This is a genomic window from Fulvimonas sp. R45 (assembly GCF_030504985.1).
Classification (GTDB): domain Bacteria; phylum Pseudomonadota; class Gammaproteobacteria; order Xanthomonadales; family Rhodanobacteraceae; genus Rhodanobacter_A.
In genome coordinates, this window is sequence record NZ_JASERU010000010.1 from 72,667 (window position 1) to 98,542 (window position 25,876).

The 25,876-nt window shown below is 71.5% G+C and carries 23 protein-coding genes; 17 read left to right on the top strand and 6 right to left on the bottom strand.

Annotated elements, in window-relative coordinates:
• Positions 1-3: 3 nt before the first annotated feature.
• Positions 4-543 carry a hypothetical protein gene (locus QMK61_RS10845; protein ID WP_302072219.1) on the top strand — a complete coding sequence of 180 codons (540 nt, stop codon included), beginning with the start codon at positions 4-6 and terminating at the stop codon, positions 541-543.
• Between the two features lie 286 nt (positions 544-829).
• Here the strand turns inward: QMK61_RS10845 and QMK61_RS10850 are convergent, their stop codons facing one another.
• The gene (locus tag QMK61_RS10850; protein ID WP_302072220.1) at positions 830-1,837 is read right to left on the bottom strand and encodes a LysR substrate-binding domain-containing protein; all 1,008 of its coding nucleotides are present in this window, start codon (positions 1,835-1,837) and stop codon (positions 830-832) included.
• A 310-nt stretch (positions 1,838-2,147) separates the two neighbouring features.
• On the opposite strand from QMK61_RS10850, the gene cysG reads away from it, so the two are divergent.
• The 4 genes from cysG to QMK61_RS10870 all read left to right on the top strand — a co-directional run bounded on the left by cysG (position 2,148) and on the right by QMK61_RS10870 (position 7,326).
• Entirely contained in the window at positions 2,148-3,596 is a 1,449-nt protein-coding gene (gene cysG, locus QMK61_RS10855; protein WP_302072221.1) for a siroheme synthase CysG, read from the top strand.
• Between the two features lie 28 nt (positions 3,597-3,624).
• Positions 3,625-4,269 carry a peroxiredoxin gene (locus tag QMK61_RS10860; RefSeq protein WP_302072222.1) on the top strand — a complete coding sequence of 215 codons (645 nt, stop codon included), beginning with the start codon at positions 3,625-3,627 and terminating at the stop codon, positions 4,267-4,269.
• A gap of 235 nt (positions 4,270-4,504) precedes the next feature.
• Positions 4,505-6,346: an LTA synthase family protein gene (locus QMK61_RS10865; protein ID WP_302072223.1), complete on the top strand. Its 1,842-nt coding sequence runs from the start codon at positions 4,505-4,507 to the stop codon at positions 6,344-6,346.
• Positions 6,347-6,786: 440 nt separating this feature from the next.
• A complete protein-coding gene (locus QMK61_RS10870; protein ID WP_302072224.1) occupies positions 6,787-7,326 on the top strand; it encodes a hypothetical protein in 540 nt (179 codons plus the stop codon).
• Positions 7,327-7,514: 188 nt separating this feature from the next.
• Here the strand turns inward: QMK61_RS10870 and groL are convergent, their stop codons facing one another.
• Positions 7,515-9,158: a chaperonin GroEL gene (groL, locus tag QMK61_RS10875; RefSeq protein ID WP_302072225.1), complete on the bottom strand. Its 1,644-nt coding sequence runs from the start codon at positions 9,156-9,158 to the stop codon at positions 7,515-7,517.
• Positions 9,159-9,284: 126 nt separating this feature from the next.
• On the bottom strand, positions 9,285-9,578 hold the full coding sequence (groES, locus tag QMK61_RS10880) for a co-chaperone GroES (protein WP_049623107.1): 294 nt from the start codon (positions 9,576-9,578) through the stop codon (positions 9,285-9,287).
• Between the two features lie 211 nt (positions 9,579-9,789).
• Here groES and cutA point away from each other — a divergent pair, with 211 nt between their 5' ends.
• From cutA to purH, 10 genes are all read left to right on the top strand, one after another.
• A complete protein-coding gene (gene cutA / locus QMK61_RS10885; protein ID WP_302072272.1) occupies positions 9,790-10,116 on the top strand; it encodes a divalent-cation tolerance protein CutA in 327 nt (108 codons plus the stop codon).
• A 197-nt stretch (positions 10,117-10,313) separates the two neighbouring features.
• On the top strand, positions 10,314-12,536 hold the full coding sequence (locus QMK61_RS10890; RefSeq protein WP_302072226.1) for a protein-disulfide reductase DsbD: 2,223 nt from the start codon (positions 10,314-10,316) through the stop codon (positions 12,534-12,536).
• Positions 12,537-12,810: 274 nt separating this feature from the next.
• Positions 12,811-13,359, top strand: a complete 549-nt coding sequence (locus tag QMK61_RS10895) for a TlpA disulfide reductase family protein (RefSeq protein ID WP_302072227.1) — start codon at positions 12,811-12,813, stop codon at positions 13,357-13,359.
• A gap of 134 nt (positions 13,360-13,493) precedes the next feature.
• Positions 13,494-13,937, top strand: a complete 444-nt coding sequence (aroQ, locus tag QMK61_RS10900) for a type II 3-dehydroquinate dehydratase (RefSeq protein ID WP_302072228.1) — start codon at positions 13,494-13,496, stop codon at positions 13,935-13,937.
• Between the two features lie 67 nt (positions 13,938-14,004).
• Positions 14,005-14,472 (top strand): acetyl-CoA carboxylase biotin carboxyl carrier protein, encoded by a 468-nt coding sequence (gene accB / locus QMK61_RS10905; RefSeq protein ID WP_302072229.1) that lies wholly within the window; start codon positions 14,005-14,007, stop codon positions 14,470-14,472.
• Positions 14,473-14,474: 2 nt separating this feature from the next.
• The gene (accC, locus tag QMK61_RS10910; RefSeq protein WP_302072230.1) at positions 14,475-15,842 is read left to right on the top strand and encodes an acetyl-CoA carboxylase biotin carboxylase subunit; all 1,368 of its coding nucleotides are present in this window, start codon (positions 14,475-14,477) and stop codon (positions 15,840-15,842) included.
• Between the two features lie 193 nt (positions 15,843-16,035).
• Positions 16,036-16,938 (top strand): 50S ribosomal protein L11 methyltransferase, encoded by a 903-nt coding sequence (gene prmA / locus QMK61_RS10915; RefSeq protein WP_302072231.1) that lies wholly within the window; start codon positions 16,036-16,038, stop codon positions 16,936-16,938.
• Between the two features lie 56 nt (positions 16,939-16,994).
• On the top strand, positions 16,995-17,783 hold the full coding sequence (locus QMK61_RS10920) for a zinc-ribbon and DUF3426 domain-containing protein (protein ID WP_302072232.1): 789 nt from the start codon (positions 16,995-16,997) through the stop codon (positions 17,781-17,783).
• A gap of 165 nt (positions 17,784-17,948) precedes the next feature.
• A complete protein-coding gene (locus QMK61_RS10925) occupies positions 17,949-18,236 on the top strand; it encodes a helix-turn-helix domain-containing protein (protein WP_302072233.1) in 288 nt (95 codons plus the stop codon).
• A 100-nt stretch (positions 18,237-18,336) separates the two neighbouring features.
• Positions 18,337-19,947: a bifunctional phosphoribosylaminoimidazolecarboxamide formyltransferase/IMP cyclohydrolase gene (gene purH, locus QMK61_RS10930; protein ID WP_302072234.1), complete on the top strand. Its 1,611-nt coding sequence runs from the start codon at positions 18,337-18,339 to the stop codon at positions 19,945-19,947.
• Between the two features lie 79 nt (positions 19,948-20,026).
• Here the strand turns inward: purH and QMK61_RS10935 are convergent, their stop codons facing one another.
• On the bottom strand, positions 20,027-21,028 hold the full coding sequence (locus QMK61_RS10935; RefSeq protein WP_302072235.1) for a bile acid:sodium symporter family protein: 1,002 nt from the start codon (positions 21,026-21,028) through the stop codon (positions 20,027-20,029).
• 151 nt (positions 21,029-21,179) lie between these two features.
• On the opposite strand from QMK61_RS10935, the gene QMK61_RS10940 reads away from it, so the two are divergent.
• The gene (locus QMK61_RS10940; RefSeq protein WP_302072236.1) at positions 21,180-21,884 is read left to right on the top strand and encodes a glutathione S-transferase; all 705 of its coding nucleotides are present in this window, start codon (positions 21,180-21,182) and stop codon (positions 21,882-21,884) included.
• A 4-nt stretch (positions 21,885-21,888) separates the two neighbouring features.
• On the opposite strand, the gene QMK61_RS10945 is transcribed toward QMK61_RS10940, so the two are convergent.
• Together QMK61_RS10945 and QMK61_RS10950 are read right to left on the bottom strand one after the other, a co-directional pair.
• Entirely contained in the window at positions 21,889-22,320 is a 432-nt protein-coding gene (locus QMK61_RS10945) for an EamA family transporter (protein WP_302072237.1), read from the bottom strand.
• A gap of 9 nt (positions 22,321-22,329) precedes the next feature.
• The gene (locus tag QMK61_RS10950; RefSeq protein ID WP_302072238.1) at positions 22,330-22,845 is read right to left on the bottom strand and encodes a DUF2782 domain-containing protein; all 516 of its coding nucleotides are present in this window, start codon (positions 22,843-22,845) and stop codon (positions 22,330-22,332) included.
• A 78-nt stretch (positions 22,846-22,923) separates the two neighbouring features.
• On the opposite strand from QMK61_RS10950, the gene polA reads away from it, so the two are divergent.
• A complete protein-coding gene (gene polA, locus QMK61_RS10955) occupies positions 22,924-25,704 on the top strand; it encodes a DNA polymerase I (RefSeq protein WP_302072239.1) in 2,781 nt (926 codons plus the stop codon).
• Positions 25,705-25,876: the final 172 nt, after the last annotated feature.

Below are 25,876 nucleotides of genomic sequence, written 5' to 3' on the forward strand. Positions count from 1 at the left end.
GCGATGGACCACGACGCCTCCGACGACGGACTCCCGCGCTGGATGCTGCGCCCGCGCCAGCAGCGCCTGCTCGGGCAGCTGCTGGACGGCGGGCTGGCGCCGCTGCGCGGCTTCCTCGGTCGCGCCGACTACGACAGCGTGCTCGCCACGATGCACCTGGCCGACGGCACGCCATGCCCGCTCCCGGTCACGCTGGACGTGGACGAGGCCTTTGCCGCCACGCTCGACGTGGGCGCCCACGTGCAGCTGTGCGACCGCCACGGCACGCCACTGGCCCGGCTGGACCTGGACGACATCTACCACCCCGACCACCTGCGCGAGGCGCGCCTGCGGTACGGCCGCATGGACCGCCGCCATCCCGCGGTGGTCGAGCTGCTGCGCCATACCGGCACGGTCTACCTCGGTGGGCGGGTGCATGATCTGCGCGAGCCGGGCCTGGGCCAGGCGCGGCGGCGAGCGGTGGCGGATCCGTCGGGGGTGTTTCCGGGATGGGCTTATGCGATCGAGGTGGCCGGAGTGGCCGGGAGCCGGCTTCTGCATTGAGAGTCGGTAGCTTTTGCGAGCTTGCGCGTGGCGCCTTGCCTCCCTCACCATCATTCCGGCGCAGCCGGAGGCGCTTTTCAACAGACGAAGGTCTGGTCATCCAGTAGCGGGAGCGATAGTTTTCGCGACAACCGTGCACTGCCGTCACTGGATTCCGGCCTGCGCCGGAATGACGGGCGAGAGCGGAAGCGCTTTTCGGCAGCCGAGGGGCGGCCATCCGGTGAAGCCCATCGTCGAGGCACGCAAAGCCCGGCGAGGCCCGTCACACACTTCCACACACCACGCCTCAGGCCGCGTGGACGGCGGCGACGCGCTTGCCGCGCCAGCCGGATTCGCGCCACGGCGGTGGCTCCGGCCAGGCCGGCTCGGCGTGGCCGGCCACCACGCGGCGCAGCTCGGCCTCGTCCAGCTGCGGCGCCACCAGCCGCGCCAGCTGCGCCACGTAGCTGCGCAGCACGCGGTCGCGGCGCAGCACCAGCCAGCTGGTGCACTCGGGCAGCAGGCTGTCGATGTCCAGCACCGCCAGCTCGCGCGCGTCGGCGTCGGCCAGCGCCATCTCGGCCAGGATCCCCACGCCCAGGCCTGCCAGCACGTAGGTCTTGATCAGGTCGGCGTCGGCCGAGGTGCAGGCGATGCGCGGCTCCAGCCCCGCCCTGGCGAAGGCGCGGCGCAGCGAGGATTCCGGCTGCAGCGAGGATTCGTAGCTGACCAGCGGCTGCTCGGCCAGGTCGGCCAGCCGCAGCGGCCGCTTCAGCTTCGCCAGCGCATGCGTGCGCGGCACCACCGCGCGCCGGCGCCAGCGGTACAGGGGCACCGCGATGCCGCCCTGCGGCTGCGCGCCGCTGGTGCTGACGATGGCCAGGTCCACCTCGCCGCTCTCGAACAGGCTGATCACCCGGCTCTCGCCCTGCGGGCGGATGTGCACGCTGAGGTCGGGGTACTGCTTCTTCAGCCGCGCGATCGGCTCGGGCAGCACGAAGCGCGCCTGGGTGTGGGTGGTGGCCAGCGCCAGCTCGCCGCGCGATTCCTGGCGCAGGTCGGCGGCCAGCGAGCGGATGTTGTGTGCCTCGTTGAGGATGACGCGGGCGCGCTCGAGCACCTGCGCGCCGGCGGGGGTGACGCTGTCCAGGCTCTTGCCGCGGCGGGTGAAGACCTGGAAGCCCAGCTCGCCCTCCAACTGCTTGAGCTGCTTGCTGATGCCGGACTGGGTGGCGTAGACGTTCTCGGCCGCGAGCGTGATGTTGAGGCCGGCGTCGGCGATGGCGACGATGTAGCGGAGCTGGGTGAGTGTCATGAGGTCCGTTCCAGGGGCTGGCGTGGCGGGCGGGCGCGGGCGACGAGGGACGGACAAGGCATGTGGCCAAGCGGGCGGATCGGCTTGAGGTTCTGCATGACGGCTCTCCACGCGCCGGCACCATGCCGGGTCGATGTCACGCGACCTTAACACACGTCGCTTTTGGACGTCTATCCATCCATTTGCCAGCCCATTCCAGGGCGATCACCCATCATGCCAACGCGGCATAACCTCGGTCACAGCAGCCATTTCCGGCACCGCGGCGCCTTCGCTAGCTTGGATGGACGTCCATTTCGACCCGCCGGGATCCATGCCGCTCTATCCGCTCTTCGCCGACCTCGCCGACCGCCCCGTGCTGGTGGTGGGCGGCGGCGTGGTCGCCGAGCGCAAGGCCGCGGCCCTGCTCGACGCCGGTGCCCGGGTCCGCGTAGGCGCGCCCGCGCTCACCGCCACGCTGGCGCACTGGGCCGCGCAGGGCCGCATCGCGCACCTGCCCGGGCGCTACCGCCGCACGTGGCAGGAAGGCGCCTGGCTGGTGATCGCCGCCACCGGCGACAGCGCGCTGAACGCGCGCGTCGCGTCCGAGGCCACCGCGCGCCGGCGGCTGGTGAACGTGGTGGACGACCCCGCGCTGTCCAGCTTCCAGGTGCCCGCGGTGATCGACCGCGCGCCGCTGCAGCTGGCGATCTCCACCGGCGGCTCGGCTCCCGCACTGGCGCGCCGCCTGCGCGAAAACCTCGAAAGCCTGCTCGATCCCGCGCTGGCCCCGCTGCTGGCGCTGGCGCAGCGCTACCGGCCGCGCATCCGCCAGCGCCACGCGGACCTGGCGCAGCGGCGCCGCTTCTACGACTGGCTGCACGACGGCCCGGTGCGCCGCCTGCTGCGCGCCGCGCAACCCGCGCTGGCCGAACACGTGCTGCAGCTGTCGCTGGACGCGCCCGGCCTGCCGGCCGCGCGCAGCTCGGTGGTGCTGGTCGGCGCCGGCCCCGGCGACCCGGGCCTGCTCACGCTGCGCGCCCTGCGCGCGCTGAACGAGGCCGACGTGATCCTGCACGATGCGCTGGTGCCGCCGGCGGTGCTCGACCTGGCGCGCCGCGACGCCGAGCGCATCGCCGTGGGCAAGCGCGGCGGCGGCGCGCACGTCGCGCAGGACACGATCCACGCACTGCTGCTGCAGCACGCGCGCGCCGGGCGCCGCGTGGTGCGGCTGAAAGGCGGCGACCCGTTCGTGTTCGGCCGCGGCGGCGAGGAACTGGAGTTCCTGCACCACCACGGCATCCCCTTCGAGGTCGTGCCCGGCATCACCGCGGCCGTGGCCTGCGCCGCCTATGCCGGCGTGCCGCTGACCCACCGCGCGCACGCGCAGTCGGTGCGCCTGGTCACCGCGCACTGCCGCGATTCGCTGGACACGCTGGACTGGCCCGCGCTGGCCCGCGAGCGGCAGACGCTGGCGTTCTACATGGGCGTGGGCAGCCTCGACACCGTGTCACGGAAGCTCCTGGCGCACGGACGCGCCGCTTCTACCCCGTTCGCGCTGGTGGAGAACGGCTCGCTGCCGCAGCAGCGCACCCTCGCCGGCACGCTGGCGGAGCTGCCCGGGCTGGCGCGCCACCACGCCATCGCCGCCCCCGCCCTGCTGATCGTGGGCGAGGTGGCCGCGCTGGCGGAGCCGCTGCACTGGTACGGCGAACTGCTGGAGAGCTGTAGTCGCCAGCCGCACGTTCCGTCGCCGTCCGCCGCGATGGCGGACGCCGCCTGACCCATCCGATTGCACCAAGGAGCACAGCATGAGCCTGCAACTGGGCGATACCGCCCCCGACTTCACCCTCGATTCCACCGAAGGCCCGATCCGCCTGCACGACTATGTCGGCGACCACTGGCTGGTGTTCTTCTCGCACCCGAAGGACTTCACCCCGGTGTGCACCACCGAGCTGGGCGCGTTCGCGCGCCGCAAGGGCGAGTTCGACGCGCGCAACACCCGGCTGCTGGGCCTGTCGGTGGATTCGGTGGAGGACCACAAGGGCTGGGCGCAGGACGTCGCCGACGTCGGCGGCACCGCGATCAACTACCCGCTGCTGGCCGACCCCGACCTGGAGGTGGCCAAGCTGTACGGCATGTTCCATCCCAAGGCCGACCCCAAGGTGACGGTGCGATCGGTGTTCATCATCGACCCACAGAAGAAGGTGCGCCTCACCCTCACCTACCCGCCCAGCGCCGGCCGCAACGTGGACGAAGTACTGCGCGTGCTCGACTCGCTGCAGCTCACCGACGGCCGCAAGCTCACCACCCCGGTGGACTGGCAGCCGGGCGACGACGTGATCATCGCCCCGTCGGTCTCGGACGACGAAGCCCGCAGGCAGTACCCGCAGGGCTGGAAGACGCTCAAGCCCTACCTGCGCCTGCTGAAGGCCGAGGATGCGGTGAGCGCCTGATCCGACGAGCCCTCTTCGGCGGCACCCGGCGACGGGCGCTTCGGGCCGGCGATCACGCCGGCCCGTCTTTTTTGGCCGTCACGCGCGGCCGGCGCGACGATGGTCTGAACCCCGAACAACGCGCGCCGGTCGCCTGACAACCGGTTCATGTCCTCCGCGTTACAGTCCTCCGCCCGGCCGCACCGGCTTACGGACCGACATGACGCCCCGCCCCGCCATCCCCCGATCCCTCCCCATGCGCCTGGCCCTGCTGCTGGCCGCGGTGCTCGTCTACGTGCTGCTGACCGGGCTGCTCGACGGCAATCCCGGCGTGGCGCCGCTGCGCCTGCTGCTGCAGCCGAAGTTCCCGCTGGCCAACGCGCTGCCCGGCCTGCTGTTCGGCGGCCTGCTGCTGCTGCTGAGCCGGCGGCTGCTGTGGTCGTTCGGCCTGGCCTACCTGCTGCAGGCGGTGCTGTACGGCGTCAACATGCTGAAGGTGGCCAACCTCGGCACGCCGCTGATGCCGGCCGACTTCCGCATGGTCGGCCAGCTGCGCAAGGGCGGCGCGCACCTGCTGGCCGGCTACCTGCCGCACAGCCCGTGGCCGTACCTGGCGCTGCTGGCGGGGGCGGCGGCGATCATCGCGCTGTGGCGCTTCGAGCGGCCGCTGTTCGAGCGCCGCCCGCGCGCGCGGCGGCTGGCCGGCGGAGTGGTACTGGCGGTGGCGCTGGGCACCCTGCTTGCCGGCAGCCAGGCCTGGGCGGGGCTCTACAACGGCCGCCAGCTGTGGCTGGAGCCGTGGTCGGCCAGCGCCACCACCACCCATTCGGGGCTGGTCAGTTCGCTGCTGATGTTCCACATCCAGTACGGCCACGCCAAGCGCAAGGCGGACCCCGCCGCGGTGGGCCAGTTGCTGGACCGGACCGGGCCGGCGCTGCGCCAGCGCATGCGCCAGCCGGGAACCGGCGCACTGCCCGACATCGTGGTGGTGCAGAGCGAGTCCTTCTTCGACCCGTCGATCATGCACGGCTACGAGCACTGCGACCTCACGCCCAACCTGGACCGGCTGGCGCGGCACGGCGTCGCCGGCGCGCTGCACGTGCCCACCTTCGGCGGCGGCACCATCCGCACCGAGTTCGAGGTGCTCACCGGGCTGTCGCTGCGCTACTTCGAGGACATGCAGTTCCCCTACCTGCAGCTCAACCGCAAGACCGTGCCCGGCCTGGTGCGCACCCTGCACGCGCACGGCTACACCACGGTGGCGGTGCACGGCAACGACCCGGCGTTCTGGAACCGCACCACCGCGTTCAAGGCACTGGGCTTCGACCGCTTCGTGTCGCGCGCCGGCTTCCCGCCGGACGCGCCCAACGACGGCAAGTACATGGCCGACAGCGCGATGACCGACGAGATCATGCGCCAGCTCAAGGACAGCGGCCCGCCGCAGTTCGTGTTCGCGATCAGCATCGAGGCGCACGGCCCCTACGACGTCGAGCCGAAGGACACCGCCGCGCGCGACGCCATCCCGGTGCCGGCCGGCATCGAGGGCAAGGACAAGCTGGAGCTGCAGAACTACCTGTACCACATGCAGCACGCCGACCAGGAACTGGGCCGCCTGGCCGCCCTGCTCGCCAGGCGCCAGCGCCCCACCCTGCTGCTGTTCTACGGCGACCACCTGCCCGCGCTCACCGACGTCTACCGCACGCTGGGCTTCGTCGACGGCGGCGACATGCTGGCCGAACCGGGCACCTGGCTGCTGGTCGATCCCGCCCATCCCGGCGCCGCCGTCCACGAGGACATCGCCTCGTGGATGCTGCCCGGCCGCCTGCTCGACGCCGCCGGCATCCACGACGACGCCTACTTCGCGCTGACCCAGCTGCTGGCGCCGCAACTGGCCGCGCTCACCCGCGCGCCCGGCGCGCCGCAGCCCGACGAGACGCCGGAGCTGCAGCGGCTCGACACCGACATGGCCAGCGTCGCCCTGCTGCGCATGAAGGGCAAGCTGGCCAGGCTGCTGCCCGTCGCCGCACCGGCCGACACCTCGCGCTACGCCGGCCAGCCCGCCGCGGCGCCGGCCGCCGCCACGGGGGCCACGCACTGAGAGCCTGTTCAAAATCTCCCCGTGGCCCGCGCCGGGAGCTGTTTGCGCGCAGACCAAGGAAGAGCGAAGGAGTGGACGTCCGTCCACGACTGAGCGATGACGCAGGGATGCGGGCAAACAGACCCGGCCCGAAGGGTTGCCTTGCCCTGGCCGCCAGGCGGCAGCGCGCGGCTTGCCCCCTGCCTTCGCAGGGGCAGGCTCTGCCAGCCAGGCAGGCGCTGCGCCACGCACTCCCACCTGGCGGCCAGGGCAAGGCAACGCGAGCCACGGGGAGATTTTGAACAGGCTCCGAGCGTTCGCCGCGGCAGCTGCCATTCAGCGAGCTGTCCGCCGGCCGAACGCCGCGTCGGCAGGTTCAGGCGCCGGCCAGAACCGCGTGCCTAGCGTGGTGGCAACCGCGGCACATCCGCCTGCGGCCCGACACCGAGGAGGCCACTCCCATGCGCAAGACCCTGATTGCCACCATCCTTGCCGCCACCTGCGCGCTGTCCATCCCCGCCTTCGCCCAGGTCGCCGTGGGCGGCGCCGGTCGGATCGGCGCCGGCGTGCAGGCCGGCGGCCTGACCCACGGCGCCGTGCAGGCCGCCGACCATGCCGGCATGCAGGCGGACCGGACGCTGCGCCACACCGCCCGCCATGCGCGTCACGCCGCGCACAAGGCCAAGGGCGCCGTGCAATCGAACGGCCACGCCCAGTCCGGTGCCGACCTCGGCGCCTCGACCCACGCCGGCGCCGGCGGCATGAACGGCGGCGCCAGCGTCGACGCCCATGCGAACACCGGCCTCGACACCTCCGCCGCCGCCGGCAAGGCCGGCGAAGCCGGCCGCGGCGTGGGCGGCGAAGTACGCGACACCACCCACGACGTACTGCAATCCGGCGGGCACACCGCCGGCGCGGTCGGCGACGCGGTGAAGGGCATCAACGCCAGCGGTTCCGCCAGCGCCGGTGGCCGGGCCGGCGCGGAAACCCACGGCCACTGAGCCCGCCGCAGGCACCGTCCGAACCCCCGGGAAGCCATTCCCGGGGGTTCGCTTTTTTGCGACGCCCACAAAGGAAAAACCCCGCCGAAGCGGGGTTTCCCGTGTTGCGCTGCTCTTGGCAAGCAGTGCAGCCATGGATGGCTGCTTCTTGATTCACGCCATCGGGGACGATGGCACGGATGGGGGCATCAGAAGTCCATGCCGCCCATGCCGCCCATGCCACCGGGGGCGCCGCCGTGGTTGTGCTCTTCCTTCTTCGGCAGCTCGGCCACCATCGCCTCGGTGGTGATCGCCAGGCCGGCGACCGAGGAGGCGTACTGCAGCGCCGAGCGGGTGACCTTGGTCGGGTCCAGGATGCCGAACTCGATCATGTCGCCGAACTCGCCGGTGGCGGCGTTGTAGCCGTAGTTGCCCTTGCCTTCCTTGACCTGGTTGACGATCACCGAGGCCTCGCCGCCGGCGTTGTTCACGATCTCGCGCAGCGGCGCTTCCAGCGCGCGGCGGGTGATGGCGATGCCGAGGTTCTGGTCCTCGTTGTCGCCCTTCAGGCTCTCGATGGCCTTCAGCGAACGGATCAGGGCGACGCCGCCGCCCGGCACCACGCCTTCCTCGACCGCCGCACGGGTGGCGTGCAGGGCGTCTTCGACGCGGGCCTTCTTCTCCTTCATCTCGACCTCGGTGGCGGCACCGACCTTGATGACGGCCACGCCGCCGGCCAGCTTGGCCACGCGCTCCTGCAGCTTCTCGCGGTCGTAGTCGGAGGAGGTCTCCTCGATCTGCGCCTTGATCTGGCTGATGCGCGACTGGATCTTCTCGGCCTCGCCGGCGCCGTCGATGATGGTGGTGTTCTCCTTGGTGACCACGACCTTCTTGGCGCGGCCCAGGTCCTGGATGGTGGCCTTCTCCAGCTGCAGGCCCACTTCCTCGGAGATCACCTGGCCGTTGGTCAGGATGGCCATGTCTTCCAGCATCGCCTTGCGGCGGTCGCCGAAGCCCGGCGCCTTCACGGCGGCGACCTTGACGATGCCGCGGATGGTGTTGACCACCAGGGTGGCCAGCGCCTCGCCTTCCACTTCCTCGGCGACGATCAGCAGCGGCTTGCCGGCCTTGGCCACGCCCTCGAGGATCGGCAGCAGCTCGCGGACGTTGGAGACCTTCTTGTCGTGCAGCAGGATGAACGGGTCTTCCAGCTCGACCTGCTGGCTCTGCTGGTTGTTGATGAAGTACGGCGACAGGTAGCCGCGGTCGAACTGCATGCCCTCGACCACGTCCAGCTCGTTCTCCAGGCCCGAGCCTTCCTCGACGGTGATCACGCCTTCCTTGCCGACCTTCTTCATCGCGGTGGCGATGATGTCGCCGATGGCGGCGTCGCTGTTCGCGGAGATGGTGCCGACCTGGGCGATCGCCTTGTCGTCGGCGGTGGGCTTGCTGAGGTTCTTAAGCTCGCCCACGGCGGCGGCCACGGCCTTGTCGATGCCGCGCTTCAGGTCCATCGGGTTGATGCCCGCGGCGACGGCCTTCATGCCCTCGCGGATGAACGCCTGCGCCAGCACGGTGGCGGTGGTGGTGCCGTCACCGGCGTTGTCGGAGGTCTTGGAGGCGGCTTCCTTGACGATCTGCGCGCCCATGTTCTCGTACTTGTCGGCCAGCTCGATCTCCTTGGCGACGGACACGCCGTCCTTGGTGACCGTGGGGGCGCCGAAGCTCTTCTCGAGCACGACGTTGCGGCCCTTCGGGCCCAGCGTGACCTTGACCGCGTTGGCCAGGGTGTTCACGCCCTTGAGGATGCGCGAGCGGGCGTCTTCGCCGAAGCGGACTTCTTTGGCTGCCATAAAATTTTTCCTTGAAAAATTTTGAAATTAGGTAAAGGGGAACATTCCGAAAGCTTCGCCAGAGGGAGCCAAGGGCGACCGACGCGCGCTCTTCAACGCGATCAGGCCACCTGCTCCCCAGGCAGATCAGCCCTCGATCACCGCCACGATGTCGTCTTCCTTCAGGAAGACCAGCTCTTCGCCGTCGATCTTGATTTCCTGGCCGGCGTACTTGCCGAACAGCACCACGTCGCCTTCCTTCAGGCTCATCGGGCGGACGTTGCCGTCCTCCAGGATGCGGCCGGTGCCGGCGGCGATGACCTTGCCGCGGGTCGGCTTCTCGGTGGCGCTGTCGGGGATGACGATGCCGCCGGCGGAGACGCGCTCCTCTTCCAGGCGCTTGACGATGACGCGATCGTGCAGCGGACGCAGTTTGCTCATGACGACTCCAGCTATGAGTTGGGTTGAGGAAAAGGTGGGCCCGGATCGTGCTGTTAGCACTCCCCATGGGTGAGTGCCAATTGTAATGACGCAGGAAGCCCCTGCAAGAGGGGGCGCGCGATCCGTGGCGTGAGGCCGACATGGAGCGCCCGTGGAGCATTTCAAGGGCCGCCGCGCTAACCTCGGCGACCCGATCCGCGCCCTGCCGCCCATGCCCGACGACGTCGTCCTGCTCTGCTACTGCACCTGCCCCGACGCGGCCAGCGCGCAGGCCATCGCCACGGCCCTGGTCGGCGAGCGGCTCGCGGCCTGCGTCAACCGGCTGCCGGGCGTGGCGTCCACCTACCGCTGGCGGGGCGAGGTGACCACGGACCACGAGGAACTGCTGCTGGTCAAGACCACTGCGACCCGTTTCGAGGCCCTGAAGGCCCGCCTGCTGGAACTGCACCCCTACGCGCTGCCCGAACTGGTCGCGGTGCCGGTGGAACGCGGCCATGCGGGCTATCTGGACTGGGTGCGCGGCCAATCCGGGGGCTGAAGCGGTCTCCGGAACGGATGTAACGAGACGGCCGGGTACGGCGAATACCCCCGCACCGCCCCTCCCGCCGGCAAACGGAGGCATGCCGGACCCGCCGCCATCGCCCCGGCATGCTGCCGCAGCCCCGGGCCATCCGTGGAAGCTGGGCCATAATGCCTCCGTCGCCCGCGCGCGACCCGACCGATGCTGGAGCCGCCATGCGTTTCCCCCTGCCCCGCCACCTGGCCGCCTGCCTGCTGGTCCTGTCCGCCCTGTTGCCGGCCGTGCCCGCGGCGCTCGCCCAGGACGGCGGCATCCTGCCGGTCACCGAGGCCTACCAGCTCCGCGCCGACGCCGGCGCGCCGGGCACGCTGAAGCTGCACTGGACCATCGCGCCGGACTACTACCTCTACCGCGGCCGCATGAAGTTCACCGCCGGCCCCGGCGTGACGCTGGGCGAGGCGCGACTGCCGCCGGGCGAAAAGCACGTCGATCCCTACCTGGGCCCGGTGGAGACCTACCACCACGCGGTCGATGCGGCGATCCCATACACCGTGGCGCCCGGCACCACGCGCCTGCGCGTGGACGTGCAGTACCAGGGCTGCCACGAGGTGGAGCCGAAGATCTGCTACCCGCCGCATACCGAGCACCTGGACCTGCCGCTGCCGGCCGCAGCCGTCAGCACGCCGCCGACCGACACGACGCCCACGTCGCCCGCCGGCGACAACCCGCTCGGCGCCGCGCTGGGCAAGCTGGGCAACGCGCCCGCCGGCGCGATCGAGGGTCGCGCGCTGCCGCCCGGACAGGCCTTCCGCTTCGCCGCGCTGGCGCAGGACCCGCACCACCTGCTGTTGCAGTGGACGATGCCGAAGGACTACTACGTCTACCGCGACCACATCGCGCTGCGGCTGAAGGACGCCAACGGCCTGCGCCTGGGCGAGCCGGCCTGGCCGGCCGGCGGCGTGGTGCACAAGGACGCCGAGTACGGCGACGTCACCGTGTATTTCGGCCAGCTGGAACTGCCGGTGCCGGTGGAGGGCGACCTCGGCGGTCGCCGCCAGCTCACCCTGGAAGCCAGCTTCCTCGGCTGCCAGGACGGCGGCGTGTGCTATCCGCTGATGACCCGCGACGTCACGGTCGACCTCGCCGGCGGCGCCCTCGCCCGCGGCGTGGCCGCGCCTTCCGCCCACGCCGCGGCATCGGCCGCCGCGGCGGAAACGGAAACGCCGGCCCCGCTGCGCACCAGCCTGCTCGCCGCGCTGCTGCTGGCGCTGGCCGGCGGCCTGGTGCTGAACCTGATGCCGTGCGTGCTGCCGGTGCTGTCGATCAAGGCGGTGAGCCTGCTGGAAAGCGGCGAGGACCCGGCGCGCCGGCGCCGCCATGCGCTGGCCTACACCGCCGGCGTGCTGTGCACGTTCGCCGCGGTCGGCCTGGCCATCGTGGCATTGCGCACGGGAGGCCACGCGCTGGGCTGGGGCGCGCAACTGCAGCAGCCGCTGCTGGTCGGCGCGCTGGCCTGCGTGATCTTCGCGCTGGGGCTGTCGATGTCCGGCGTGACGCAGTTCGGCGCCGCGCTGGGCAACGTCGGCGGCACGCTGGCGAGCCGCGCCGGCATGGCCGGCGACTTCTTCACCGGCGTGCTGGCGGTGGTGGTGGCCAGCCCGTGCACCGCGCCGTTCATGGGCGGCGCGCTGGCCTACGCCTTCGCCGCGCCGCCGCTGCACGCCCTGCTGGTGTTCCTGGCGCTGGGCGCGGGGCTGGCGTTGCCGTTCCTGCTGGTCGGCTTCGTGCCCGCGCTGGCGCGCCGGCTGCCGAAGCCCGGGCGCTGGATGGAGACGCTGAAGCAGGTGCTGGCGTTCCCGATGTACCTCACCGCGGCATGGTTGGCCTGGGTGCTGGCGAACCAGCGCGGCGCCGACGCGGTGGGCCTGCTGCTGGTGGCGATGGTGCTGCTGGCGCTGGCGCTGTGGTGGTCCGAGCGCAGCCGCGGGCGCGGCGCGGTCCGCGCGCTGGCGCTGCTGCCGGCCCTGCTGGTGCTGCTGTCGCTGTACGGCGTGTCCCGCCTGGCGCCGCCGGCGATGGGCGTGCAGGCCGAGGCCGGCGTGGTGCCCTACAGCGCGCGGAAGCTGGCCGAGCTGCGCGCGGCCGGCACGCCGGTGTTCGTGGACATGACCGCCGACTGGTGCATCACCTGCAAGGCCAACGAACACGCGGTGCTGGATACCGCCGCATTCCGCGACCTGCTGCGGCGCACCGGCACGGTCTACATGAAAGGCGACTGGACCAACGAGGACCCGGCCATCACCGCCTTCCTGCAGCGCTACCACTCGCCCGGCGTACCGCTGTACGTGGTGTTCCCCAAGGGCGGCGGCGAAGGACGGCCATTGCCGACCGTGCTGACCTCGGGGCTGCTGGAGCGGGCCCTGGGCGAAACGCCGTGAACGCCCTGCCCACCGACCCCCTCCCCGGCTTGCAGGGGAGGGCCGGGGAGGGGTCGCCCAACCTCGCAGCCAGCCCACCTACCCCCTCCCAGCCTCCCCCTGCGCGCAGGGGGGGGAGCCAGGCGTGCGCCGTGCCGCCCGCCCTGCTTGATGACTCCCTCCCCTGCCTGCAGGGGAGGGCCGGGGAGGGGTCACCCAACCTCGCGGCCAGCCCGCCTACCCCCTCCCAACCTCCCCCTGCGCGCAGGGGGAGGGGTATGTGCGGCGGGGTCCCATGCTGAGCCGCCCCACCCTGCTGATCCTCGCGCTGGCGCTGCTGGCCGCCGTGCTGGGTGGCTGGCTGCAGCACCGCAGCCGGCTGGCGCACGTGCCACCGGGGGTCCACGTGGCGGGCGTCGGCGATCCCGCGCCGGATCTCGTCCTGCCCGATCCCGCCGGGCGTGAGCATCGCCTGTCCGACTACCGCGGCCGGCGCGTGCTGCTGAACTTCTGGGCCACCTGGTGCGGCCCCTGCCTGGACGAGATGCCGGCGCTGGCGCAGGCCCAGGCGGCGGCAGGCCCCGGTGGCGCGCGCATCATCGGCATCGCCATGGACGACCCGGCGCGGGTGCGCGCCTTCCTTGCCGCGCATCCGGCGGGCTACCCGATCCTGCTCGGCCGGCTCGACCCGCCCAGCACCTCGCTGCGCTTCGGCGACCGGGCGGAAGTGCTGCCCTACAGCGTGCTGCTGGACGCCGACGGCCGCGTGCGGGCGACCCATCGCGGCCCGCTGGACCGCACGCTGCTGCAGGCCTGGCTGACGCCCGCGCAGGCCACGCGCTGACGCGACCCGCGCGACATACGTCAGCGCACGTTCCAGCACCCATTTCTCCTTCAAACATCGCCGAACTGCATCGAACTGGACAATATCGCCCGGCGCGCGCACACTGCGCGCGTTTTTGCCGATGAGGTCATGGTGTGGCCAAGATCCTGGTCCTGCACGGACCCAACCTCAACCTGCTGGGCGTGCGCGAGCCGGGCATCTACGGCCGCGAGACGCTGGCCGACCTCAACGCGCGGCTGGCCGAGCGCGCGCAGGCTGCCGGCCACGAGCTTCTCTGGTTCCAGTCCAACGCCGAGCACGAGCTGGTGGGCCGCGTGCACCAGGCCCGCGACGAGCAGGTGGCGCTGATCCTGTGCAATGCCGGCGCCTTCACCCACACCAGCATCGCGCTGCGCGACGCGCTGGCGGGGGTGGCGATCCCGTTCGTCGAGGTGCACCTGTCCAACGTGTTCGCCCGCGAGCCGTTCCGGCACCACTCCTACCTGTCCGACCTCGCCGTCGGCGTGGTCTGCGGCTTCGGCGGCGACAGCTACCTGCTGGCGCTGGACGCCGCGCTGCGCCGGCTGGCGGCAGCCTGACCGTTTCCCGACCCTTTGCGGCCGCCCGTGCGGCCACCCACGACCAGACAAGAAGAAGGCCAAACCGATGGACCTGCGCAAGATCAAGAAGCTGATCGACCTGCTCGAGGAATCCAACCTCGCCGAGCTGGAGATCAAGGAAGGCGAGGAAGTGGTACGCCTGTCGCGCGTGCCCAAGGGTGGCGTGGCGGTGGCCGCGCCGGTCGCGGTCGCCGCGCCCGCCCCGGTGGCCGCGGCCCCCGCGCCCGTGGCCGCGCCGGCCGCGGCGGAGGCCCCGGCCGCCGCCGACGCCCTGCCCGCCGGCCACGTGGTGAAGGCACCGATGGTCGGCACCTTCTACGCCTCGGCCACACCGGGCGCACCGGCCTTCGTCAAGGTCGGCCAGCAGGTGAAGGCCGGCGAGACGCTGGGCATCATCGAGGCGATGAAGATGTTCAACCAGATCGAAGCCGACGTCTCCGGCACCGTGCAGGCCATCCTGGTCGAGAACGGCCAGCCGGTCGAGTTCGACGAACCCATGTTCGTGATCGCCTGACCATGCCCAAGCTCGAGAAAGTCCTCATCGCCAACCGCGGCGAAATCGCCCTGCGCGTGCTGCGCGCCTGCCACAGCCTCGGCATCAAGACCGTGGCGGTGCACTCCACCGCGGACCGCAACCTCAAGCACGTGGGCCTGGCCGACGAGTCGATCTGCATCGGCCCGGGCCCGTCCGCCGACAGCTACCTCAACATCCCGCGCATCATCGCCGCGGCGGAGATCACCGACGCCGCCGCGATCCACCCGGGCTACGGCTTCCTCTCCGAGCGCGCCGACTTCGCCGAGCAGGTGGAGCAGTCGGGCTTCGTCTTCATCGGCCCCACCGCGGACGTGATCCGCCTGATGGGCGACAAGGTGGAGGCGATCCGCGCGATGAAGGCCGCGGGCGTGCCCTGCGTGCCCGGCTCCGGCGGCCCGCTGGGGGACGACATCGAGGCCAACGTCAAGATCGCGCGCGAGATCGGCTACCCCGTCATCATCAAGGCCGCCGGCGGCGGCGGCGGCCGCGGCATGCGCGTGGTGCGCACCGAAGCCCACCTTGGCAACGCCATCACCATGACCAAGCAGGAGGCCAAGGCGGCCTTCGGCAACGACCAGGTGTACATGGAGAAGTTCCTGGAGAACCCGCGCCACGTGGAGATCCAGGTGCTCGCCGACGGCCAGGGCAACGCCATCCACCTCGGCGAGCGCGACTGCTCGATGCAGCGCCGCCACCAGAAGGTGGTGGAGGAAGCGCCCGCGCCCGGCATCACGCCGGAACTGCGCGCGGAGATCGGCAAGGTCTGCGTGGACGCCTGCATCCGCATCGGCTACCGCGGCGCCGGCACCTTCGAGTTCCTGTTCGAGAACGGCCGTTTCTACTTCATCGAGATGAACACGCGCATCCAGGTCGAGCACCCGGTGACCGAGTTCATCACCGGCGTGGACCTGGTGCGCGAGCAGTTGCTGATCGCCGGCGGCGAGAAGCTGTCGATCCGGCAGGAGGACATCAAGATCGCCGGCCATGCGATCGAGTGCCGCATCAACGCCGAGGACCCGGACACCTTCCTGCCCTGCCCCGGCACGGTGAAGCGCTTCGAGGCGCCCGGTGGCCCCGGCGTGCGCGTGGACACCCACCTGTACGACGGCTACCGCATCCCGCCGAACTACGACTCGATGATCGGCAAGCTGATCGTCTACGGCCCCGACCGCGCCACCGCCATCGCACGCATGCGCCTGGCGCTGGCCGAGACGGTGATCGAAGGCGTGAAGTGCAACATCCCGCTGCAGCAGCGCATCATGGCCGACGTCGGTTTCCAGCAGGGCGGGCAGAACATCCACTACCTCGAGAAGCGGATGGCGGAGCAGAAGGAACATCCCGCGCATTGATCGGATAAAGCGCTTCCCGCGTTTGCCTTCTCTCCCTGCAGGAGAGCGCCCCCTGAGCCAGTCGACGGGGATCGAGGTGAGGGGCGGGTGCTCGCGACAGCCTCGACCAAAGCTCGCCCGTACACGCTTCACCGCAAGAGTGACCCCTCACCCAGCCCTCTCCCCGACGGGGAGAGGGGGCAGAGCAGCCTCCATGCCCTTCCTCGAACTCACCCTCACCGTCCGCGCCGAGCAGCAGCCGCGCACCGAGGAAGCGCTGGACGACCTCGGCGCGCTGTCGATCACGCTGCGCGACGCCGACGCCGAGACGCCCGACGAGCAGGCGATCTTCGAGCCCGGCGTGGGCGAGCTGCCGCTGTGGCCCACGATCACGCTGAGCGCGCTGTTCGACGCCGGCGTGGACCGCCGCGGCCTGCTCGGCGCGCTGGGCGAGCTGCTGCCGTGGCTGGAACCGGACCAGCTCGGCTTCCATGAAGTGGCCGACGAGGACTGGGAGCGTGCCTGGATGGACCAGTACCGGCCGATGGCCTTCGGCCGCCGGCTGTGGATCTACCCGTGGAACATCGAGCCGCCGGCGGACGACGACGTCGTGGTGGTGCGCCTCGACCCCGGCCTCGCCTTCGGCAGCGGCACGCACCCCACCACCGCGCTGTGCCTGGAATGGCTGGACGGCCTCGACCTCGCCGGCAAGTCGGTGACCGACTACGGTTGCGGCTCCGGCATCCTCGCCATCGCCGCGCTGAAGCTCGGCGCCGCGCGCGCGGTGGGCGTGGACAACGACCCGCAAGCGCTGCTCGCCTCGCGCGACAACGCCGAACGCAACGGCGTGGCCGGGCGGCTGGCGCTGTACCTGCCCGAGGACCACGTGGTGGAGCCGGCCGAGGTGTTCGTCGCCAACATCCTGGCCGGGCCGCTGGGCGAACTGGCGCCCACCTTCGCCGCCGCCGCGCGGCCCGGTGCGCCGTTCGCGATCTCCGGCATCCTCGATGGCCAGCAGGACGACCTGCTGCAGCGCTACGCGACCTGGTTCGACGACCTGCGCACCGACATCCGCGACGGCTGGGTACGCATCGGCGGCCGGCGCCGCGACGGCTAGGCGGGCGCTTGGCCGCTCCCTGCTAAGCTTGCGGCAGCTCGCTCGCCACGGCCCGCATGTACACGCAATGCCCTGAATGCCTCTCCGTGTTTTCGCTGGATGCGCACACGCTCGCGCAAGCGCACGGCTACGTGACCTGCGGACATTGCGGCGCCGGCTTCGACAGCCTGGCCACGCTGGCCGAGCAGCTGCCGCCGGAGCCGTTCCGCGAGCTGCCGGTGAACGAGCCGGCGTTCGAACCGCCGCGGCTGGACCTGGCGGTGTACCGTCCGCGCCAGCCCGAACCGGAGCCCGTGGCCGACGCCGCCGCGCCGGCGTCCGAGGATTTCTCGCAGCTCAGTTTCGCGCCGCGCTTCGCGCGCCCGCGGCCACCGGCCTCGCGCCGCTGGCCGTGGATCGTCGCCTGCCTGCTGCTCGCGCTGCTGCTGGCCGCGCAGGTCGGCTGGGCCTGCCGCGACGCGCTGGTGGCCAACCCGGTCGTCGGCGGCTGGCTGCGCGCGACCTGCGCCGCGCTCGGCTGCGAGCTGCCGCTGGTGCGCGACGTGGGCCGGCTGCACCTGCTCGCGCGCGACGTGCAGAGCCACCCGTCCGTGCCCGGCGCGCTGCTGATCAGCGCCACCGTGCGCAACGACGCCGCGTTCGCCCAGCCGTGGCCGGTGGTGGCCATCACCCTGTTCGACGTGGACGGCAAGCGCCTGGCGATGCGCCGCCTGCGCCCCGCCGACTATCTCGGCGACCGCGCCGTGCGGCCGCGCGGCCTCGCCGCCGGCGCCAGCGCCGCGCTGGTGTTCGAAGTGGACGACCCGGGCCAGCGCGCGGTCACGTTCTCGCTGGATTTCGAATAGGACGCGTCCGTTTTGGCTACCCAGGCCCTTAATTTTGTCGGCCCACGCGGGTACACTCGGTGACCCCGCGCATTCGCCAGCGCGGCCGCAGACCCGCCGCACGCAGCGGCAAGCCATAACCCAAGCGACGGCCGACGCAGCCGTCGCGTCAGCTCGTGAGGGGACATGCCCGTGAACGCCGTCAGAATGCCTGCCAACGGGGCGAACCGGGAAGCCTCGTCGCAGAGCGCGCTGAGCGAATGCGTCAGCCGCACTGTGCGCCGCTATCTCGCCGACATCGGCGACGCGGACTGCGGCGAAGGCCTGCATGCGCTGGTGATCCGCGAGGTGGAAGGCCCCCTGCTGCGCGAGGTGCTGGCGTTCCACGACGGCAACCAGAGCCGCGCCGCCGCCGCGCTCGGCATCAACCGCGCCACGCTGCGCAAGAAGCTCGCCGCGCACGGGCTGATCTGACGCGATCGCCATCCCGGACGTCTAGACGTCCAATCGCCCGGCATCGCGGGCACCGCCGCCAGGCGCTATAATTCGCGGTTTCCCAACCTCGGAAGCCGCCATGTCCGCCCCCGCCGTCGTCCCCGTCCGCCGCGCCCTGCTCAGCGTCTCCGACAAGACCGGGCTGGTCGAGCTGGGCCGCCGCCTCGCCGCGAAGGGCGTGGAACTGCTTTCCACCGGCGGCAGCGCCAAGGCGCTGCGCGAGGCCGGCATCGCGGTGAGGGACGTCAGCGAGCTCACCGGCTTCCCCGAGATCATGGACGGCCGCGTGAAGACCCTGCACCCGAAGGTGCACGGCGGTCTGCTCGGCCGGCGCGGCACCGACGACGCGGTGATGGCCGGGCTCGGCATCGCACCGATCGACCTGCTGGTGCTGAACCTCTATCCCTTCGAAGCCACCGTCGCGAGGCCGGATTGCACGCTGGAACAGGCCATCGAGAACATCGACATCGGCGGCCCGGCGATGCTGCGCTCGGCGGCGAAGAACTGGAACGACGTGGGCGTGCTCACCGACCCGTCGCAGTACGACGAGGCGCTGGCGGAGATCGAGCGGCACGGCGGCCTTTCGCGCGCCACGCGCTTCCGGCTCGCGGTCGCCGCGTTCAACAACGTGTCGGACTACGACGGCGCGATCAGCGACTACCTCAGCGGCCTCCGGCTCGACGAGGCGCACGAGGCCATCGCCGGCCACGAGGCCTTCCCCGGCCAGGCCAACGGCCGCTTCGTGAAGCTGATGGACCTGCGCTACGGCGAGAACCCGCACCAGCAGGCCGCGTTCTACCGCGACCTGTATCCGGCGCCCGGCACGCTGGCCACGTTCGAGCAGGTGCAGGGCAAGGAACTCTCGTTCAACAACATCGCCGACGCCGATGCCGCGTGGGAATGCGTGCGCAGCTTCGTCAAGCCGGCCTGCGTGATCGTGAAGCACGCCAACCCCTGCGGCGTGGCGGTAAGCCTGGACGGCATCGGCAAGGCCTACGACCTCGCATACCAGACCGACCCCACCTCGGCCTTCGGCGGCATCATCGCGTTCAACCGCGCGGTGGACGGCGCAACCGCGCAAGCCATCGTGGCGCGGCAGTTCGTCGAAGTGGTGCTGGCGCCGGGCTACGCCGACGAGGCGCTGAAGGCGTTCGCGAAGAAGGCCAACGTGCGCGTGCTGGTGATCCCGCCGCCGGCCGACGGCAACCTCGTCGCGCCGCATCCGGGCCACAACGTGAAACGCGTGGGCTCGGGCCTGCTGATCCAGACCGCCGACACCGGCATGGTCACCGCCGCCGACCTCAAGGTGGTGACCCGGGTGGCGCCCACGCCGGCGCAGATCGACGACCTGGTCTTCGCGTGGAAGGTGGCGAAGTTCGTGAAGTCCAACGCCATCGTCTATGCGAAGAACCGCCAGACCATCGGCATCGGCGCCGGCCAGATGAGCCGCGTCTACAGCGCGAGGATCGCCGGCATCAAGGCCGCCGACGAGAAGCTGGAAGTGCGCGGCTCGGTGATGGCATCCGACGCCTTCTTCCCGTTCCGCGACGGCATCGACGCAGCCGCCGAGGCCGGCATCAGCGCGGTGATCCAGCCGGGCGGCTCGATGCGCGACGCCGAGGTGATCGCCGCCGCCGACGAACACGGCATGGCGATGGTGTTCACCGGGATGCGCCATTTTCGCCACTGAATCCAGCACCCCGCACTGGCTCTGCGTCCTCTCCCCTCCGGGGAGAGGACCGGGGTGAGGGGCCAACCCCGCCTCGCGCTCAATCCGCCGGCGCCGTATCCTCGCCGCCCGGCGTTCCCGCCTCGGGCCGCCGCGCATAGCGCCGCGCCAGCACCGCGCACACCATCAGCTGCATCTGGTGGAACAGCATGATCGGCAGCACGATCATGCCCAGCGGATGCCCGGCGAACAGCACCTTGGCCATCGGGATGCCGCTGGCCAGGCTCTTCTTGGAGCCGCAGAACACGATCGTGATCTCGTCCTCCTTGCCGAAGCCCAGCATGCGCGCGCCGTAGCGCGTTGCCAGCAGGGCCAGCGCCAGCAGCACCGCGTTCGCCAGCAGCAGGCCGCCCAGCACCGGCAGCGGCGTCTGCTTCCACAGGCCCTGCAGCACCGAGGCGCTGAACGCGGTATACACCACCAGCAGGATCGAGCCCTGGTCGACCACGCCGACCAGCGGCCGGTGCCGCTGCACCCAGCCGCCGATCCAGCGCTGCGCCACCTGCCCCGCCACGAACGGCACCAGCAGCTGCAGCACGATCTCGCCCACCGCATGCCACGACATGCCGCCGCCTCCGTGCGCCTCCAGCAGCAGGCCCACCAGCAGCGGCGTGACGAAGATGCCCAGCAGGCTCGACGCCGATGCCGCGCACACCGCGGCGGAGACGTTGCCGCGCGCGATCGAGGTGAACGCGATCGACGACTGCACCGTGGACGGCAGCGCGCACAGGAACAGCACGCCGAGGTACAGCCCCGGCGTCACCAGCGGCGCCAGCAGCGGACGCAGCGCCCAGCCCAGCAGCGGGAACAGCACGAAGGTGCTGGCCAGCACGGTCAGGTGCAGTCGCCAGTGCATGGCGCCCGCCAGCACCGCCTGCCGCGACAGCTTGGCGCCGTGCAGGAAGAACAGCAGCGCGATCGCCGCGTCGGTGAGCCGGCCGAACGCCGTGGCCCACGCGCCCCGGCAGGGCAGCACGCTGGCCAGCAGCACGGTCAGCAGCAGCGCGCAGGTGAAGCGGTCGGGCAGGAAGCGATGGAACATGGCGAGCGTGATTGGGGCGAAGCGCGCATTGCAACCCAGCGTGCGCCCGAAGCCAATCCCCGTTCCGGCGGCAGGCGGCGGCGCGCCGCGCTCACGCCGCGTTGAGCCGCGCGCGCCTAGCCTGCCCGCCATCCCCTGCGGGAGAACGGCGATGCGCTACGAGCTGTACTACTGGAGCGGCATCCAGGGCCGCGGCGAATTCGTGCGCCTGGCGCTGGAGGATGCCGGCGCGGACTACGTCGACGTGGCGCGCGAGCGCGGCGACGAGGCGATGGAGCCGTTCCTGCTGGGCGACCGCGCCGGCCTGCGCCCGTTCGCGCCGCCGTTCCTGAAGGCCGGCCGCACGGTGCTGGCGCAGACCGCGCTGATCCTGGCCTGGCTGGGTCCGCGGCTGGGCCTGGTACCGGAAGGCGCCGCGGCGCGGCTGCAGGCGCAACAGTTGCAGCTCACCGTCAGCGACCTGGTGGCCGAGGCGCACGACACCCACCACCCGCTCGCCGCCGGCCTGTACTACGAGGACCAGCGCGAGGCCGCCGCGCGGTGCGCCGCCCAATTCCGCCGGCAGCGCCTGCCGAAGTTCCTCGGCTACTTCGAGCAGGTGCTGGCGCAGGGCGACGGCCAGCACGCGCTGGCCGCGCACTCCTACGTCGACCTGTCGCTGTTCCAGGTGGTGGGCGGCCTGCACTATGCCTTCCCGCGCGCGATGCGCCGCCTGCGGCCGAAGCTGCCGCGGCTGCACGCGCTGGCCGCGCGCGTGGCCGATCGTCCGAACGTCGCCGCCTATCTCGCTTCGCCGCGGCGGCTGGCGTTCAACGAGCAGGGCATCTTCCGGCACTACCCGGAACTGGACGGATGATCCGTCAACCCAGCGCGATCACCATCGCACCCGCCACGATCAGCCCGCCGCCGACCAGCAGCGGCAGGCTGGGCCGCTCGCCCAGGAACAGCAGGCCGAGCACGATCGCGATCGCCACGCTGAGCTTGTCGATCGGCGCCACCTTGCTCACCGGCCCCAGCTGCAGCGCGCGGTAGTAGCACAGCCACGACAGCCCGGTGGCGACGCCCGACAGCAGCAGGAACGCCCAGCTGTGCCAGGGCATCGCCGCGGGCCGTTCCCATTCGCCGCGCAGGCTGACGATGCCCGCGGTCACCCCCAGGATCACCAGGGTGCGGATGAAGGTGGCCAGGTTGGAATTGATGCCGGCCACGCCCAGCTTGCCGAACAGCGCGGTGAGCGCGGCGAAGCACGCCGAGCCCAGCGCGAACGGCAGCCAGTCGGGCCGGCCGGACATGGCGCGCGCTCAGCCGCCGGCGCTGGAGGAGGCCTCGGCCGGCTTGCTCTTGCCCCATTCGAGGATCTTGTACATCACCGGCTTCACCGGCGGCGCGCCGTTCTCGGGATGCATGCGGCCCTGCGGATCGACCATGTAGGTCTGCGGAATGCCGTGCCTGGGCCGCACCACGATCATGTAGACGCGGCCGCTCTCGCGGTATTCCTCCACCGTGTTGTCGCCTTCCTGGCGCACGCTGACGTCGGGCGGCGGCGGCAGCGTGGCGCCGGGCGCGCTGGCCTGGCCGGGCATGCGCGGCGCCGGGATCGGCCGCGACGGATAACGGCTGGGCGCGGGCTCCGCCGGCGTGGTGGCGGGCGTGGGCGCGCTCTGCGCCGCGGGCGGCGCGACCGGCTTCACGCCGGGGTCGTTCATCCCCGGCGGCGGCGGCGCGGGCTGGAACTGCGGCCGGTCGCCGGTGGATTGCGCGAAGGCGGGCAGCGCGACGACGGCGACCAGGGCGAACAGGCAGGTGACGGACTTCATGGCGGCGACCTCGACGGGAGGCCAGAGCATAGCAGCGCCCGCGCAGCGCCCCGTGAACCGGCGTGCGAGAATCGGCCCATGCCCAAGCTCATCCTGATCGACGGTTCCTCCTACCTGTTCCGCGCCTTCCACGCGCTGCCGCCGCTGTCCAACGCACAGGGCGAACCCACCGGCGCGCTGTTCGGCGTGGTCAACATGCTGCGTTCCACGCTGAAGGCGAAGCCCGACTACGCCGCCTTCGTCAGCGACGCCTCCGGCCCCACCTTCCGCAACGCGCTGTACGCGCAATACAAGGCCAACCGCCCGCCGATGCCCGACGATCTGCGCGCCCAGATCGAACCGATGCTGGCCATCGTCGGCGCGCTGGGCTTCCCGATCCTGCGCGTGCCTGGCGTGGAGGCCGACGACGTGATCGGCACGCTGGCGCTGCAGGCGCATGCGCAGGGCATCGAGGTGGAGATCTCCACCGGCGACAAGGACATGGCCCAACTGGTGCGCCCCGGCATCACCCTGGTCAATACCATGACCAACACCACCATGGACGGTGCCGGCGTGCTGGAGAAGTTCGGCGTGCCGCCGGAGCGCATCGTCGATTACCTCACCCTGGTCGGCGACGCCGTGGACAACGTGCCCGGCGTACCCAAGTGCGGCCCCAAGACGGCGGCGAAGTGGCTGGCCGAGCACGGCTCGCTCGACGGCGTGATCGCCCACGCCGGCCTGATCGGCGGCAAGATCGGCGAGAACCTGCGCGCGGCGCTGGCGCAACTGCCGCTGTCGCGCGAGCTGGTGACGATCAAGACCGACGTCGCGCTGGACGCGGGCCCGACCGGGTTGTCCCTGCGCGAAGCCGACGCGGCGGCGCTGCGCGAGCTGTACACGCGCTACGAGTTCAGGGCGGCGCTGAAGGAACTCGACAACGCCGCAGCGACACCCCTGCCCCCCGCCCCCCCCGGGAGCGGCGCCGGGAATGAGGGTACGGGCGAAGCGCCAGGCCCGGCCATCCCCGTGCCCCAACCGCTCTCCCAGGCGGCGAGCGGCTTCGAGCCTGCGGCCCCCGGCGCCTACGAACTCGTCACCACCCAGGCGCAGCTCGACGCCTGGCTGGACATGCTGCGCAGCGCCCCGCTGATCGCCTTCGACACCGAGACCACCGGGCTCGACCCGATGCGCGCCGACATCGTCGGCCTCAGCCTGGCGGTGGAACCGGGCAGGGCCTGCTACGTCCCGTTGGCGCACGACTACCCCGGCGCGCCGGCGCAGCTCGGCCGCGACGCCGTGCTGGCCGCGCTGAAGCCGCTGCTGGAAGACCCCGATTGCCCCAAGCTGGGCCAGCACGCCAAGTACGACATGAACATCCTGTCGCACTACGGCATCGCGGTGCGCGGCCTGCGCCACGACACCATGCTGGAATCCTACGTGTGGAACGCCACCGCCACGCGCCACGACATGGATTCGCTGGCGCGGAAATACCTCGGCTACGACACCGTGAAGTACGAAGAGGTGGCCGGCAAGGGCGCCAAGCAGATCCCGTTCTCGCAGGTGGACCTGGACACCGCCTGCCGTTATGCGGCCGAGGATGCCGACGTCACCCTGCGCCTGCACCACGCGCTGTGGCCGCAGCTGGAAGGCGTGCCGTCCTTGCGCAAGGTGTACGAGGCCATCGAGATCCCGCTGGTGCCGGTGCTGGCCGGCATGGAGCAGCGCGGCGTGCTGATCGACGTCGGCGAGCTGCGCCGGCAGAGCCAGCAGCTCGGCAAGCGCATGCTGGAACTGCAGCAGCAGGCCTGGAAGGAAGCCGGGCGCGAGTTCAACCTCGACTCGCCCAAGCAGCTGCAGGCGATCCTGTTCGACGAACTCGGCCTGCCGGCCAAGCTGAAGACGCCCACCGGCCAGCCCTCCACCAACGAGGAGGCGCTGGAGGCGATCGCCGACGACCACGCCCTGCCGCGGCTGATCCTCGACTACCGCGGCCTGGCCAAGCTGCGCTCCACCTACACCGACAAGCTGGCCGACAACGTCAACCCGCGCACCGGCCGGGTGCACACCAGCTACCACCAGGGCGCGGTGGCCACCGGGCGCATTTCGTCCACCGATCCCAACCTGCAGAACATCCCGGTACGCACCGAGGAAGGCCGGCGCATCCGCCAGGCCTTCGTAGCGCCCGAGGGCTGGGTGGTGATGGCGGCCGACTACTCGCAGATCGAGTTGCGCATCATGGCCCACCTGTCCGGCGACGAGGGCCTGCTGAAGGCCTTCCACGAAGGCGGCGACATCCACCGCGCCACCGCCGCCGAGGTGTTCGGCCTGAAGCCGGAGGAAGTGACCGCCAACCAGCGCCGCGCCGCCAAGGCGATCAACTTCGGCCTGATGTACGGCATGAGCGCGTTCGGCCTGGCGCGCCAGCTCGGCGTGGACCGCGGCGAGGCCGGCGACTACATGGCGCGCTACTTCGCCCGCTACCCCGGCGTGCATGCCTTCATGGAAGCCACCCGCGAGCAGGCGCACCGCGACGGCTACGTGGAGACCCTGTTCGGCCGCCGGCTGTACCTGGAAAACCTCAAGGCCCGCAACCAGGCGCTGCGCGCCGGCGCCGAGCGCGCCGCGGTGAACGCGCCCATGCAGGGCACCGCGGCGGACATCATCAAGCGCGCGATGATCGCCGTGGACGCCTGGCTGAAGCCCCGCGACGACGCCCACATGCTGATGCAGGTGCACGACGAACTGGTGTTCGAGGTGCGCGCCGACGCGGTGGAGACGGTGCGCGCCGCGGTGGTCGAGCGCATGTCCGGCGCGGCGACCCTCGCGGTGCCGCTGCTGGTGGAAGCCGGCGTCGGGGCGAACTGGGACCAGGCGCACTGAGCATCGGCAGGGACGGCGCCGCAGCAACCCGGCGCATACCTACCCCCTCCCAGCCTCCCCCTGCACGCAGGGGGAGGGGCAAAAGCCAGGAGCGAGCGCTGCACCCTCCCTGCTTGCGGGGGAGGGCTGGGGAGGGGTGCTCCCCCGCCCGTTCGTTAGCTTTCCGTGATCA